Source organism: Sphingobacterium humi, from assembly GCF_009768885.1.
Taxonomy (GTDB): Bacteria; Bacteroidota; Bacteroidia; order Sphingobacteriales; family Sphingobacteriaceae; genus Sphingobacterium; species Sphingobacterium humi.
The window spans coordinates 155,546-171,269 of sequence record NZ_WSQA01000012.1 but is presented as its reverse complement, the minus strand read 5'-3'; the positions used below and the strand labels follow the sequence as shown (position 1 = coordinate 171,269).

12 protein-coding genes are annotated in these 15,724 nt (G+C 42.4%); 6 read left to right on the top strand and 6 right to left on the bottom strand.

The annotated features are described in order from the left end of the window. The first annotated feature begins 1,115 nt into the window (after positions 1–1,115). Positions 1,116–2,072, top strand: a complete 957-nt coding sequence (locus tag GQF63_RS15365) for a ribose-phosphate pyrophosphokinase (protein WP_160370121.1) — start codon at positions 1,116–1,118, stop codon at positions 2,070–2,072. 473 nt (positions 2,073–2,545) lie between these two features. After that, positions 2,546–3,142 (top strand): 50S ribosomal protein L25/general stress protein Ctc, encoded by a 597-nt coding sequence (locus tag GQF63_RS15360; RefSeq protein ID WP_160370120.1) that lies wholly within the window; start codon positions 2,546–2,548, stop codon positions 3,140–3,142. A 134-nt stretch (positions 3,143–3,276) separates the two neighbouring features. Here the strand turns inward: GQF63_RS15360 and ric are convergent, their stop codons facing one another. Further along, on the bottom strand, positions 3,277–4,005 hold the full coding sequence (ric, locus tag GQF63_RS15355) for an iron-sulfur cluster repair di-iron protein (RefSeq protein WP_160370119.1): 729 nt from the start codon (positions 4,003–4,005) through the stop codon (positions 3,277–3,279). Between the two features lie 190 nt (positions 4,006–4,195). On the opposite strand from ric, the gene pth reads away from it, so the two are divergent. Then, positions 4,196–4,759, top strand: a complete 564-nt coding sequence (gene pth, locus GQF63_RS15350; RefSeq protein WP_160370118.1) for an aminoacyl-tRNA hydrolase — start codon at positions 4,196–4,198, stop codon at positions 4,757–4,759. A 79-nt stretch (positions 4,760–4,838) separates the two neighbouring features. Here pth and GQF63_RS15345 read toward each other — a convergent pair whose 3' ends face one another. Continuing rightward, positions 4,839–6,899: a M56 family metallopeptidase gene (locus GQF63_RS15345; RefSeq protein WP_160370117.1), complete on the bottom strand. Its 2,061-nt coding sequence runs from the start codon at positions 6,897–6,899 to the stop codon at positions 4,839–4,841. 4 nt (positions 6,900–6,903) lie between these two features. Further along, the gene (locus GQF63_RS15340) at positions 6,904–7,266 is read right to left on the bottom strand and encodes a BlaI/MecI/CopY family transcriptional regulator (protein ID WP_160370116.1); all 363 of its coding nucleotides are present in this window, start codon (positions 7,264–7,266) and stop codon (positions 6,904–6,906) included. Positions 7,267–7,568: 302 nt separating this feature from the next. Between GQF63_RS15340 and GQF63_RS15335 the strand changes: the two genes are divergently transcribed. After that, positions 7,569–8,855 carry a citrate synthase gene (locus GQF63_RS15335; RefSeq protein ID WP_160370115.1) on the top strand — a complete coding sequence of 429 codons (1,287 nt, stop codon included), beginning with the start codon at positions 7,569–7,571 and terminating at the stop codon, positions 8,853–8,855. A gap of 327 nt (positions 8,856–9,182) precedes the next feature. On the opposite strand, the gene GQF63_RS15330 is transcribed toward GQF63_RS15335, so the two are convergent. Continuing rightward, positions 9,183–9,644 (bottom strand): T9SS type A sorting domain-containing protein, encoded by a 462-nt coding sequence (locus GQF63_RS15330; protein WP_160370114.1) that lies wholly within the window; start codon positions 9,642–9,644, stop codon positions 9,183–9,185. A gap of 207 nt (positions 9,645–9,851) precedes the next feature. Between GQF63_RS15330 and GQF63_RS15325 the strand changes: the two genes are divergently transcribed. Continuing rightward, positions 9,852–11,792 carry a KUP/HAK/KT family potassium transporter gene (locus tag GQF63_RS15325; protein WP_160370113.1) on the top strand — a complete coding sequence of 647 codons (1,941 nt, stop codon included), beginning with the start codon at positions 9,852–9,854 and terminating at the stop codon, positions 11,790–11,792. 54 nt (positions 11,793–11,846) lie between these two features. Here the strand turns inward: GQF63_RS15325 and GQF63_RS15320 are convergent, their stop codons facing one another. Beyond that, positions 11,847–13,535 (bottom strand): amino acid permease, encoded by a 1,689-nt coding sequence (locus tag GQF63_RS15320; RefSeq protein WP_160370112.1) that lies wholly within the window; start codon positions 13,533–13,535, stop codon positions 11,847–11,849. 125 nt (positions 13,536–13,660) lie between these two features. Further along, a complete protein-coding gene (locus GQF63_RS15315) occupies positions 13,661–14,344 on the bottom strand; it encodes an ACP phosphodiesterase (RefSeq protein WP_160370111.1) in 684 nt (227 codons plus the stop codon). Between the two features lie 90 nt (positions 14,345–14,434). Between GQF63_RS15315 and tyrS the strand changes: the two genes are divergently transcribed. Beyond that, on the top strand, positions 14,435–15,718 hold the full coding sequence (gene tyrS / locus GQF63_RS15310; protein WP_160370110.1) for a tyrosine--tRNA ligase: 1,284 nt from the start codon (positions 14,435–14,437) through the stop codon (positions 15,716–15,718). Positions 15,719–15,724: the final 6 nt, after the last annotated feature.

Genomic DNA, 15,724 nt, shown 5'->3' with positions numbered 1-15,724 from the left:
ATTCTTCAGGAATGACATTCATCTCTTCCAAGAAAATATCCAACCGACCCGCTTCTTGCGTATAATGGGTCATCTCAAAATAATCAGAAACTCCCTGTGGAATAATAAGGGGCATGAGGGCTTTAAAGGAATCGTGCATCTGGTAAAATTTCAAACACGAATATCCGATTATTTTTTGTCCTCTCCACAACTTTTGTACATGATCCAAAACCAACGCTTTATATATAGTTAAAAATCGCTAAACAACAACAAGCTCATTTCATCGACACTAGGATCATTGGTGCTTTCGGATTCTATAATGAATTAAGCCCCGTCTTACCTGATGTCGTGAACTCTGAATCTATAAACTAAGATGTCCATCCTTTGGAACTGGCAATTTGTTGGCTTTTTTCAAACACTATTTACATGCCTTACTGAGCTCTTTTCAAAGGGGCGTGAAAGGGGTTTGAAAGGGGAGAGAAAGGGAAGAGAAAAGGGAGTGTCTTATACTTGCCTTAGCGTTGCGAGCTGTCCGTGCTGTCATCGTGTTGCCATTGTGCTGCCATCGTGCTGCCATCGTGATGCCATCGTGCTACCATCGTGCTGTCATCGTGCTGCCATCGTGCTGCCATCGTGCTGTCATCGTGCTGTCATCATGCTGTCATCCTGAGCGGAGTCGAAGGACTGGTACGTCAGTGCAATCAAACATACCTGCCGCTATTGATGGTTGATAAAAACGTAGGTAATCAATATTTTATATTATTTTTATTTCAGCTACCCATGATATGCTTATGTAAGCAATTGATAGGCAAGAAGATTTTGTTAATTGATTGCACTGACGTACCAATGTTTCGTGGTTCGTGGTTCGACTCCGCTCACCATGACAATGCGGTGACAATACGGCGGCAAAACGTTAACAGAACGGAAAACAATACTTGCCGCAGTTTAAAAGCTAAATCCCCTCCTTTTTCCTGCAAAAAACAGCCTTGTAAAACAGCCGTTTATATATTGTTTTAAATTCTAAAACATTTACCTAACTTTGCGGCAACATAGGGTTAAAAAGAAACCCCATGGGAATAAGGAACAGGATAAAAAACAAACATTCTTTATATAAAACCCCAATAAAATAACGCACCATGCCTTTGCAATTTAACACGGTAAAATTATTTGCTGGTTCAGGAACCCAGGAATTAGCAGAAAAGATTTCGAAAGCTTATGGAAAGCCACTTGGCGACAAAACTTTATCGAAATTTTCTGATGGTGAAATCCAACCATTCTACAATGAATCCGTACGCGGAAGTGATGTTTTCGTCATTCAATCGACCAACCAACCGACAGACAACCTGTTGGAACTGTTGTTGATGATTGACGCGGCAAAACGCGCTTCAGCACATTACATTACCGCTGTCGTTCCTTATTTCGGCTTTGCTCGTCAAGACCGTAAAGATAAACCTCGGGTAGCGATTGGCGCCAAGCTAATTGCCAACTTGATTACCGCAGCTGGTGCACACCGCATCATGACGATGGACTTACACGCGGCACAGATTCAAGGTTTCTTTGATATTCCGGTGGATCACTTAGATGGTGCTATTATTTTCGTGCCGTATATTAAATCCTTGAATTTAGAAAACTTAGTCATTGCTTCTCCAGATATGGGTGGTTCTTACCGTGCCCGTACCTTCGCGAAATTCTTTAACGCGGAAGTGATTATTTGTGATAAACGCCGTAAACGTGCTAATGAAATTGAATCGATGTCCATCATTGGGGATGTTACAGGTATGGATGTGGTATTAATCGATGATATCTGTGATACAGCAGGTACGCTATCAAAAGCAGCAGCCTTAATTATGGAGAACGGTGCTAAATCTGTTCGCGCTGTATGTACGCACGCTGTACTATCTGGTAAAGCATACGAAACCATCGAAAACTCAGTGCTTTCTGAAATGATCGTTACAGATACGATTCAGCTAAACCCTGAAAAAGCAGCAACTTGCACTAAAATCAAAGTATTATCAACAGATAAGCTTTTCGCAAATGCCATCAAAAATGTAAATGAGCATGGATCAATTTCTGATCTGTTCAATGTGGAATAAAAATAGATTTGAGATATGAGATGTGAGATATGAGAGGAGGACGGGCATTTCAATCTTTCAAAATAAGGCAAAAAGCTGATGGAAATTTCCATCAGCTTTTTGGTTTTATATCAACAAACGTTCATGTATGACGCTGTTAGCACATATAAAAGGTATTAATTGATTGCATTGACGTACCAGTCGTTCGTCCTTCGACTTCGCTACCAATGATTTGTTCTTTTTAACATCTTTATAGTGAAGTGTTTACGCATGATGGTTTGCATTGACGTACCAATGGTTCGTCCTTCGACTCCGCTCAGGATGACAATGCGGTGACAATAAGACGACAATAGGGTAACAATACGTTCTAAATCCTCCCTCCATTCTATCCCCCCAGCTCTCATATCTCATATCTCACATCTCATATCTAAATAATTTTGCTTTACTACTGTAAATCATTATCTTTGCACCTCAAATTTAATTAAATTCATAACATGAAATCAATTGCTATTAGCGGTTCTGCAAGACAGAACGTAGGGAAAAGAGAATCGAGAGAATTGCGTTACGAGGGTCAAATCCCTGCAGTTCTTTACGGAGGTAAAGAACAAACACATCTTTCGGTATCCGCAGCTGATTTGAAATCTATTCTATACACTCCAGAGGTGGTATTTGTAGAGTTGGATATCAACGGCAAGAAAACAAAAGCGATCGTTCAAGATGCGCAGTTCCACCCATTAACTGACTTAGTTACGCACGTTGACTTTTTAGAATTATTCGACGACAAAGAAGTTTCTATCAACATCCCTGTAACTTTAACAGGTACTTCTCCAGGTGTTAAAATGGGGGGTAAATTAGTGCAGAAATTACGTAATCTACGTATCAAAGCATTACCTAACAACTTACCTCAAGAAGTAGAAGTTCCTATGGAAGGCCTAGAAGTAGGTAAATCTTTCCGCGTAGGACAAGTGAAATTGGAAAATGCCGTAGTATTAAACAATGCTGACGATACAATCGTATCTGTTATCATGTCTCGTGCTTTACGTCAAGCAGAGCAAGAAGCAGCGAAAGCAGCTAAAGGCGGTAAAAAATAAGGTACCCCTTATTACAGATGCGCAAGCATACAAAAGGCCTCGATTTCTCGAGGCCTTTTCTTTTCAAATTAGGATTGGGTATTCACTATTAACTATAAACGTTGCATATACATGTTGGCGTGGCAAGCTGGGGTTTAAGCCATATTGCTCTCGCGCTCTAAGGCAATGGATTTAGGGAATAGAATATTATTCTCTAAATGGATGTGTTTGTGTAGGTCGTCTTCAAACTCCTTCAACATCTCGTAGGTTACCCTATAGGTGCTGCAGCCATCGGCTGGCACGGTATAGTTATCGGTAAGCTCGGCAATACGGGCAAAACGTTCGCCTTCGGCATCATGTTCATCCTCCATCATATGAATAGGGTTCTCTACAGTGCCAAAAGCTGGTTTCTCCGCTTGCGTACGATCGATCTTCGAGTTCACCAATTGCATGATAAAAGGAAACAGGATTCGCTCTTCCTTTACCAAATGCTGACCTAAATCTTTAGCACTCTCCTGAAACAGCTGATTGATTTCTAACAATTCGGGATGGCGACCGCCATGCACCTGACATAATTTATTTAAGTAAGCTAGAATGGTCGGTGTTTTCTCGCGTACATAACGGTGGTGTGTCTTCTCGATATAGGCTGCTAACAGATCGGCTGGCCAAGCGGTATAATCGATTTGACCGGTTTGTGGTTTTTCCAACACATCACATAGCTCCTGCTCCAATTTAGAAAGATCTACCCCCTTTTTCGTGGCAACTTCCTGCACTGATTTCTGCCCGCCACAGCAAAAGTCCATACCATATTTACTGAAAACGGCAGCTGCATGAAAGTTTTTGGCAACAATATCTCCGATTTTCTCTTGAACTAAATTTTCCATAACCTTGCTTTATTTTAAAATTTCTTCTTTTTATATTTATGACAAATTTGTCGTTAATATAAGGGAAATAAAATGCCTTCCGTCACTTTTTTTCATGATTTAACATTTCAGACGCCCTTTTGACAATAGCATGGTAGAAATACCTGCGGCTTTCGGATAAATACTACAGCCGTTTTACTATTTTTGCAGCATGAATTTTTTAATTGTTGGTTTAGGAAACATCGGCAAGGAATATGCCGATACCCGGCATAATATCGGATTTATGGTGGCAGATGAGCTGGCCAATCAGGCGGGCAGCACTTGGTCTACCCTGAAACATGCCTACTACACCGAATTCAAACAAAGGGGGCATAATGTGTTCGTGATTAAACCGACCACCTTTATGAACCTGAGCGGAAAAGCCGTGAACTATTGGATGCAGGAACTTAAAGTGCCGGTGCAAAACATCATGGTGATTGTGGATGACCTGGCGATTCCATTTGGCTCCTTACGCATTAAACCGAAAGGCTCGGCTGCCGGGCACAACGGCCTACGCTCCATTGAAGCCAGCATCGGCGGCCAACAGTACCCTCGCTTACGCTTCGGTATTGGCGATAACTATCCGAAAGGAAGACAGGTAGATTATGTGTTGGGCCCCTTCGATAAGGAGGAACAACGCGAACTGCCGGCATTGATTGAGCATGCCGTTAAGATGGTACATAGCTTTGTGCATATTGGCATTGAGCTGACCATGACCAACCTCAACAGTAAATAAACAGAAAACAAGATAAAAAAAGCACCTGAACAGGTGCTTTTTGCATTTACTAAACAACGAAATAGGTTTAGTGAATTGGTTATTTCTTCTGACCCTTGGTGCTGATAACAACCGCCCCATCTTTGGCTTTATCACCATAATAGGTTACGGCACGGTTTCCGCCCAATTTATCAATCTGCTTGATATCGTCCCGGTTTAACTCCTTTACCTTTTTCAGGCTACTCGGTTTACCATCGACAATAAAATAAGTGCCTTTTGGATAGTCGTCCCAGCCCTTGCCTTTGCGACCACGAACCGATATACTATGAAGTTCTCGGTTGATATTACCGAACTTTCTATCCTCGTCTGTTTTAGTGGTTATTCTAATAACCCCCTCCGATGCTCTGGCACCAAATGCACTAACGGCCTGTTCACCTTTCAATACATCGATGGAGTTAATATCTGTTTTCTTAAGGGCTTCAAATTCGGCTTTTTGCACTTCCTTTCCATTCAGGATATACAAAACATTATCTGGCATGCCACGGCCAATAGTATTCAAATTCCCCTTCCCCAATGTAACCGCTATAGGCTTGTCTGGACGCCCCATCTTCTTGGCATATTCCTTGGTTTCAATCAGGATGGCAGCCTCTTTACCCTCCGCTCCTAATTCCTTAAGTTTCTCCGGGTTTTTCAATACCTGCATGCTGTGAATTTGATTGGGATTGAGTTCACTTGCATTAGCATAAGGCATAACAACATCATCAACCTTAAGGAATATCTTGTCGGGTTCTGTACTAAGCCCTCTGATCTTCATCTGAACATTCGGCTCTCTTTTCTGCTTGGAGGTAATGACAAGGGCAGCTTCTTTCCCATCTAAACCATAGGGTTTAGCATGCTCTCCGTTTACCACGACCACCTTATCTATCCGTTCAGTATCAATAAGGGAGGCATCAAAATCGGCAGGCATGCGTTGCCCATCAAGAATAACGATCGGACGTTTGCTGCTGTCTGACAGTTGGAGGGCTCTGAATAAGGACGGCTTGCCGCGAACGACCAACTCTTTACGGCCCTCTCCTACTAGGCGGTTTTTTACACTATCGGTGCCTTGACGGCTGCCTGCAACTTCCTTGCCTGCAAAGTCAACACCGATCACTCGTCCTTTGACAACGACCTCTTCATTCGCCTTCAAGCTAGCTTTACTGGTATCTTGCTGCTGAAAATTGACACTTAGGGATCGTGAGAGGCTATGTAAATCGGTAGATTTCACCGTTTCTACCACTTTCTCAATCTTCGCCTCCGCTTTGTTCACGGTAAAACTGGCACCAGCCAGCAAGAAGACAGGCAATAGAAAGGCATACTTACTCAACTCCAACTTGGAGGAGCGCTTTTTATTCATCATCATAATGCGCTTTTTTAAGGTTTTAAAATTGAATTGATTGCTAATGCCAACCTGAGCACCTTGCTTGGTGACATGTAGCAAGGAGTATTGATAAGACTGACGATCCACCCCTTTATCCAGCACTTGTTGATCGGTCAAGAACTCTAGATTTTGACGTACGGCTTTGCGCATAAACCACACGAAAGGATTAAACCAACAGCTTATCAATACCATTTCAAACCATAAGACATCCCAGGTATGATGGCCCTCAACATGGATATGCTCGTGTTTGAAAATATCGTATAACTCCCCCTCCTGATGCTGCTCCCGATGGATATAGATCTTATTGAAGAAGGAAAATGGTGCAATAGGAAAAACAACATTGCGAAACAGGTATTCCCGCCAGCTGGAAGCCTCGGAATGCCGGTGGATACGCAATAGACTCAGTAATTGAATGAGAAACTTAAAGAATAGGAAAACGCCGCCCAAGGCCAAGAAGACCACTAAAACCTCGCTTAACAGCCAGCTGTCGCTAGCTTGTGCATTCGGCAACAAGTCAATTGGTAGGTAAGATAGTACCTCGCCCACCGGCACCTCTACCTTGGATCCGAACCAGGACTTGAGGTCTAAAAAGGGATAAACAAAGGCATATAGCGAGCCGAACAGCAGGTATACCCGGTTTAAATGGTAAAAGGTAAGGTTCTTTAACAGGAATCGATAGCCTAGAAAAATCAGGGTCAATAAGAGGTTGACTTGCAACAGGTAGGTGATGATGCTGTCCATAATCTTAAGGTTTTGGGTGACGGATCATCTCCATAATTTCCGCAAGCTCTTCCGGGCTTAGCTTCTCTTCTTTCACAAAAAAGGAGACCATTTCTTTGTATGAATTCTTGAAGTAATCGCCCACAAAAGAGTTCATAAATTTAGCCTTATATTCTTCGGAACTGATAGTCGGTTCATAGCGTTTTGCATTGGCATATTTCACAGCTTTTACATAGCCTTTCCGTTCTAGATTTCGGATGGTGGAAGCTAAGGTGGTATACGGCATACTGCCGGTTTTCAAATTGTCTAATATTTCGCGCACAAAGCCACCCTCTAATTGCCAGATAGATAGCATCGCTTCCTCTTCTTGTATGGTTAGTTTTTCCATAGGTCTACTGATTTTTCACTAATTTACGAGTTTTTCGTAGATGACCAAATATTTTAACATTTTTTTTTGACATAGCGGTAAGCTTTTCGGAATAAAAAGTACCAAGAATGAGGCTGGATTTCGAGAAAGGAAAATTGTTAAATTATAATGAACTTTTGCTTGGATAAGTCAATAAATCCTTCCTAAAATGACGAGATTGTGTCATTTTTGTTATCGGAAAGCCTTAGAATTTATAAATCAAATTCATACATTTGTATAATACGACTTTATGTAATTCTACAATAAATACAAGAAATTTGACTATGTCTGAAACAGCATCTATTAACTTAAATGGCTCTTCTTATGAGTTCCCAGTAATCACGGGAACCGAAAATGAGAAGGCAATTGATATTTCAAAATTAAGAGATCAATCTGGCTATATTACCTTAGACCCCGGATTTAAAAATACAGGCTCTACCAAGAGCGCAATCACCTTCCTAGATGGTGAAAAAGGTGTATTGCATTACAGAGGCTATGCCATTGAAGAGTTAGCAGAAAAATCAACTTTCTTAGAAGTAGCTTACCTATTAATTTACGGCGAACTACCAGCCAAAGATGTATTGGAAAAATTCCGCTCGGATATCCGTGCGCAAATGATGATCCACGAAGACATGAAAAACTTCTTCACAGGATTCCCTTCCAAGTCTCACCCTATGGGTCAACTATCTTGTTTGGTAGGCGTACTTTCTTCTTTTTACCCGGAGTCTTTAAACCCGAACCAAACAGAAGAAGAAGAAAACAAAAGCATCATCAACCTATTGGCGAAAATGCCAACAATCGTTTCTTGGATCCAAAAGAAATCATTAGGACATCCGGTTGTCTATCCTAAAAACAACTTAGGCTATATCGATAACTTCCTTAACATGATCTTCGGTGAAGTGAATCAAGAGAAAACCTTCGATCCATTGGTTATCCAAGCGATGCACACCCTATTGATCTTACACGCTGATCACGAGCAGAACTGTTCAACATCTACTGTACGTATCGTGGGTTCATCCAATGCCAACCTTTACGCGTCTATCTCTGCCGGTATCAACGCCCTATGGGGCCCATTACACGGTGGTGCTAACCAAGCCGTAATCGAAATGTTGGAAGCCATTAAAAACGATGGTGGCGATGCAGAGAAATACTTAGCGAAAGCAAAAGATAAAAACGATCCGTTCCGCTTAATGGGCTTCGGACACCGCGTATACAAGAACTTCGACCCTCGTGCGAAAATCATTAAGAAAGCTTGTGATGACGTATTAGAGAAATTAGGAGTAAACGATCCGGTATTGGATATCGCGAAGAAATTGGAAGAAGCAGCGCTGAACGACCAATACTTCATCGATCGTAAGTTATATCCTAACGTTGACTTCTACTCCGGTATCATCTACCGTGCTCTAGGATTCAACTCGGATATGTTTACCGTATTATTCGCTTTAGGCCGTCTTCCAGGATGGATTGCACAGTGGAAAGAAATGCGCGACAACAAAGAGCCTATCGGACGCCCTAGACAAGTATACATCGGCGAAACTTTACGCCCGTATGTAGAAATCGATAACAGATAGAACACTTTTCAATTTTATAATAAAAGGGATAGCTTCAACGAGGCTATCCTTTTTTTATGCGATTAATAGTATTCCAATTCTTCAATTGCTGCAAGCAGGTGTATTATTGCGTGTATATAGTAATCATAGCTAATAGTCTTCAAGAAAGGAAAACGCCCTAGCCATATAGAGGATTCTGTTTTAGCAATGTACTAGCTCATTCCCGATGAAGGCAAAGGCCAACGTAGTAATGTTTGCCTAAAGAAGACAGCAGCCATCATAGCAAAATAGTCCCGCTTTATTCCGGATAACTAATTGATGTAATAAGAAGAAAGGGATTGTTTAAGCTTATCGAACAGATATACGCTTCACGACAGTTTCAGAACCGCCCATGACACGTACGAAGTAAAAGCCTTCTTTAAGTTTAGAGCTTACATCGAAGCTTAGGTTTTGAGAACCCGCTTCCAGATCACCACTATGCAAGGCCAATAGTTCGTTTCCTAAGGCGTCCATCACTTTAATAGAGATATGGCTGCTTTTGTTCAGTTTGAAGTTCACCGAAATCTGCTCAGCAATAGGATTGTAATACACCTTAACATTATTGATCAGTTTATCGGATTCTTCCGCTAAAGCACTGGCACGCACTTGGCTTCTGTTTTTGGCAGAAATTAAGCTTTGTTTGCTGTTGGTAATTTTTGTGGTATCAGAAGATTGTGGGTTAGAAGCAGCATGTACAGTACCCACAAACATCCATACCAGCATTGCTGTATAGATAAAATAACGGGTAATATTGCCTAATTCTAATTTCATTCTGATTTTTAGATTGTTTTGAACGGTTATGGTTTAACCAAATGTAATCATTAATTCCAAAATTCCTAGAACAAAAGTACAGTTTTTTGCTATTTTTTTGTAGGAAACCAACGGCCTTTAACAATTTTTAACAGGAAATTACGTTGTCGCATAAAAAGTTGTAATTTCGAACGTTTTTTATATTCAAGCATCACATAAATAAAAGCTATGTCCACAGATCATAAGCATGCCCTTCACCGGGTCAGTTTTGGCGGATTATTAATTAGTTTAGGCATTATTTTCGGCGACATCGGGACCTCCCCACTCTATGTTTTTAAAGCTATATTTAATAAAGGAGAGGTTCAAGAACTCATGATATACGGGGGGCTATCCTGTATATTCTGGACCCTCACGTTACAAACAACCATTAAATACGTATTAATTGTTTTAAATGCAGACAACAAAGGCGAAGGCGGGATATTATCCTTATTCTCGCTGGTCCGAAAGCGAGCAAAATGGCTGATCATTCCGGCCATCATCGGAGCTAGTACCTTACTCGCCGACGGGATGATTACTCCGGCCATCACCATCTCCTCTGCTGTCGAAGGGTTAGCGATCAAAAACCCAGGACTCCCAACCATTCCCATCGTCGTATTAATCATCTCATCCTTATTCCTCATTCAACGTTTCGGTACCAACATCGTTGGGCGGGTATTCGGCCCCTTGATGTTTATCTGGTTCTCTACCATTGGCGTCTTAGGGCTTTCCTATGTAGGGCACTCTCCAGAGATCTGGAAGGCGCTGAATCCCTACTATGCTTATCAGTTACTAGCGAACTATCCGAACGCTTGGTTTATTTTGGGTGCGATCTTCCTGTGTACGACGGGCGCAGAAGCCTTATACTCGGATATGGGACACTGTGGAAAGAACAATATCCGGATCAGCTGGATTTTCGTGAAACTGATGCTTATTCTTAACTATTTCGGACAAGGCGCTTGGCTATTGGAAAACAAAGGTTTGGTATTAGGTGAGATCAACCCATTCTATGCCATTATGCCCGATTGGTTTGTGGTATGGGGGGTAACGATTGCGACCATTGCAGCCGTAATTGCCAGCCAGGCCATGATCTCCGGATCCTTTACCCTGATTGCAGAAGCCGTTCGATTAAACATCTGGCCGAAGGTAACCATCCGTTACCCCAGCGATCATAAAGGACAAATCTACGTACCATCCGTCAACCTGATACTATACTTAGGCTGTATGCTGATCATCCTGATCTTCCGCGAATCCAGCAACATGGAAGCCGCCTACGGATTATCCATCAACATGACCTTCATCATGACCACCATCCTGATGACAACCTTTATGCTGCGCAAGAAGATCAATATTGCTTTCATCGCCTTGTTTGCCGGTGTTTACATGGTTATTGAGGTGGCCTTCCTGGTAGGTAATATCAGCAAGATTGCCCACGGCGGTTGGTTAACCCTCTTACTGGCTATCGTACTTTACATTGTGATGTACAGCTGGTTTGGTGCGCGTAAAATCAAAAACCGCTTTGTTAAGTTTGTCAACATTAAGGACTACTTCCCTATCCTGGCCGAGCTGAGTGAAGACAAATCTGTACCGCAGTTTGCCTCTCATTTGGTATACCTCACCAGTGCCAACAACATCCAGGAGGTAGAAGCCAAAATCACCTATTCCATTATCAATAAGAAGCCAAAGCGTGCCGATGTATACTGGCTTGCCCACGTGGATGTGATGGACAACCCACATACCCGCGAGTATAAAGTAACCCAGCTTATTCCGGGCAAACTGATCCGTATCGACTTCCACTTAGGCTTCCGCGAGGAACAAAAAATAAGCTTACTCTTCCGTAAGGTGGTGGAAGAAATGGTGAAAAACGGCGAAATCGATATCACCAGCAATTACAATACCTTGAAGAAATACCATATTCCGGGCGACTTCAACTTCGTTGTGCTGGAGAAAGTCATCTCCAAAACACACTTCCTGAAATGGAACGAGAAGATTATTCTCGAGATCTATAAAGTATTGAAGAAGTTCAGTCTTTCCGAAGAAAAAGGTTTTGGATTAGACAGCAGCTTTGTCACCTTAGAGCGTGTTCCATTAACCATCCCGAATACCGAAGAAGTGAAACTGACCCGATTGTAAAATCGGGCTCCCCTATCATAAAGAAGGCCTCGAACATGTTCGAGGCCTTTCTTATTATGCTTGGTTTGCTTTGTTTAATTTGGAATGCCTATAGCCATAGGCGAAATAGATGATTAGGCCAATCAACAACCAGATAATAAAGATAATCCAGTTGCTGGTTCCCAATTCCGACATCAGGTACAGGTTAATCAATACCCCGATTACCGGCAACAGAGAGAAGTTGAATTTATAGCTCATTACGCTCATAATAATCCACACCAACCAGAATACAATCACCAAGGATTTATGGATTAAAATCTTTGCTGACCCCATTTCCAACCAATGCAGCAGGGTTTCATCGCTGTATTTATAGGTCAGGTACAAGCCCACGAACATGCTCAGCCCCACGATATACTTTCCATTGATATAAGGCACACGGAATTTCGACTTTTTCGAAATACCCGAATAGTCCATATACAACACGCCACAACATACCAAGATGAAGGCAAAGAAGGTACCTACGGAGGTTAAATCTACAAAGAAGTCCATTTTAAAGAACAAAGCAGGCACAGCCACCACAAAGCCCGTTACGATGGTTGCGAAAGAAGGCGTCTTATATTTAGGGTGGATGGTGGCAAACTTCTTCCAAAGCAAGCCGTCACGGCTCATGGTCATCCAGATTCTTGGTTGCGCCAATTGGAAGACCAATAAGGCACTGGTAATCGCAATAACGGAAGTCACCGAAATAATGCCGGCCATATGATCAAAGCCCACATAAGAGAACACATAGGCCAATGGATCTTTAACGTTCAGCTCTGTATAGTTCACCATACCCGTCAACACCAGGGTAATGGCTACATATAGTACGGCACAAATTAACAAACAATAGATCATGGCGCGTGGCAAGTCGCGTTGCGGATTCTTACATTCCTCGGCCGTAGTCGAGATGGAGTCAAAACCAATAAAGGCAAAGAACACCGCTGCCACACCACTCATTACCCCACCGAAACCGTTTGGAGCAAAAGGCACCCAGTTTTCAGGTTTCACGAAGAACAGTCCCCCGAAGATTACCGCGAGGATAATCCCGATCTTAATCATCACCATAATATTGCTGGCGCGTTGCGATTCCTTAATCCCGATATACACCAACCAGGTAACCAAAACGGTAATCAATCCGGCTGGCATATCAAAAATAATAGGGATATCGAAAATTCGCGGAGCCGATTCATAGGCTTGCAGGCCTATTTTATCGATATTTTCTAACTTATCAGCACCTACTTCCAGGAATTTCGCATGCGCCTCCAGGGCATAGCCCGGGGCCATGGTCATCCATTTGGGGAGAGATACCCCAAAACCTTCCAGCATGGAAACAAAGTATTGCGACCAGGAAATAGCCACCACCATATTGGAAACGGCATATTCAAGCACCAGAGCCCAGCCGATAATCCAGGCGAACAACTCACCGAAGGCGACATAAGCATAGGTATAGGCACTGCCCGAAACGGGAACCGTACTGGCAAATTGTGCGTAAGATAAGGCTGTGAAAACGCAGGCAAAGGCCACGAAGACAAACAGGAGCGATACAGCTGGCCCGCCATTATAACTGGCCAAACCGATGGTACTGAAAATACCAGCTCCTACAATAGCGGCGATCCCTAAGGATATTAAATCCCTAACTCCTAGAATTTTGGCCAGACCCGAACCACCGTGTTCGGCATCCGAAAGGATTTGATCGACGCTTTTCTTGCGGAAAAGTCTACTCATATAGATTGAATTGTTTTTTATTAATTTTCAGATAAGTTAATTTAAATTCCGACAAAAATACAAAATTATCGGAGCCTATCTGTTTAATTGGGCTTTTTATTCATAATTGGTAGCATGTGCAAATGCTAGGATAAATATGTCAAATTATCCTGAATATACACATAGATATCCTTAAAATTGTGCATTTCTGTTAGTTTATACCGGGTAAGTACGGCGGTTAGGCCTTCCCGATGTGCGGCCGTGGTTTGGAAATCCCAAACCCTTTTGGAGATGTTGAACAAAGGACGTGCGATTTGATTGATATCTTTATACTCGAAGATATAGCGATGCGCCAAGAACTGATCATAGAATTGAAAAAAACCTGGCGTATCTGCCACACCAAGCGTTTCCAGGTAATTCCGCAGCACGGTGCGGTTCACCTGCTCTAGGTGCTCATACAGCCGAGACACATTCACCAACTCATGCTCAATCAGCAAATGATCCAGCAATAATTCCACCGCAATATGCGCCATAAAAGAGGCACGTATGGGCAAACCTTCCAATACAGGTTCAATCTGCTTACGTAACACATGGCAATGGTTTAAAAAGAATTCGGAGGAGTGAAAAAGCTTGTCTACCTCAACATGCCGATACCAGCCTTCAGAGATGGCCATACCGAGCGGATGGGCAAACAGTTCCTCTTCTTGACGTTGGGGATGGAAGACATAAGACTTATCAACATTCTTCAACAAATCGGGCAGGAGCGAACCTAATACACGTTCCGACTGGGTGGCATAACGTTCGAAATAGAAATGCGAAAGAAAGTTCATCCTAAGGAGCTATTATCTACAAAATATCTGTAAGATACAGTTATATCTCGTATCTTTGCAACTTAATTAAAAAATCTTAAGGGTTAAACTATGAGCTTTGTAGAAGAATTACGTTGGAGAGGCATGCTTCAAGACATCATGCCAGGCACAGAGGAATTGTTAAATAAAGAACAAGTTTCCGGCTATATTGGATTCGATCCGACAGGCGATTCATTACACGTAGGCCATTTAACTCAAATCATGACCTTAATTCACTTTCAACACGCAGGCCACAAGCCGGTGGCACTGGTGGGTGGAGCAACGGGCATGATTGGTGACCCTTCATTTAAATCAGCAGAGCGAAACCTCTTGGATGAGGCGACCTTAAACCACAACGTGGATTGCTTGAAAAAGCAATTGGCCAAGTTCTTAAACTTCGGCGAAGGCGCAACAGATGCCAAGATGGTGAACAACTACGATTGGTTTAAGGATTTTAAGTTCTTAGATTTCATTCGTGATGTGGGCAAGCTGATTACCGTGAATTACATGATGTCCAAAGATTCTGTAAAGAAACGTTTGGAGGGTGACAATGGTCTATCGTTTACCGAATTTACCTATCAATTAATTCAAGGTTATGATTTTTATTATCTGTGGAAGCACCACAACTGCAAAATCCAGATGGGTGGCTCCGATCAATGGGGCAACATTGTAACAGGTAGTGAAATGATCCGTCGTCAAGACCAAGGTACTGCCTTCGCCTTAACGACGCAATTAATCAAGAAAGCAGATGGCCAGAAATTTGGTAAAACAGAATCTGGAGCCGTATGGTTAGATGCGAAGAAAACTTCGCCATATAAGTATTATCAATTCTGGTTGAACACATCCGATGACGATGCAAAGAACTGGATCAAGATCTTCACCCTGCTAAGCAAGGAAGAGATTGATGCGATTATTGCTGAGCACGATGCTGCACCACACTTGCGTACGGTACAAAAAGCTTTAGCCAAAGACATTACCATCCGCACGCACTCGGAAAAAGATTACGAAACAGCAGTTAAAACTTCGGAGTTCCTCTTCGGAAACGGTAGTTTGGAATTCTTGGCCGACTTGGATCATGAGGCCGTATTGGAAGTATTCGATGGTGTTCCGCAATATGCCTTGGCAAAAGAAAAGTTAGATGCTGGCATCAACATTCTTGACCTATTGGCGGTAGAAACGCAAGTATTCCCTTCCAAAGGCGAAGCACGCAAAATGCTTCAAGGTGGTGGTGTATCGCTTAACCGCGAGAAATTAGCCGACAGCGAGCAGGTTATAACCTCCGCAAACTTGATCAATAACAAATACCTGATTGCCCAACGCGGTAAGAAGAACTACTATTTGATCTATATTGGCTAACCGCCA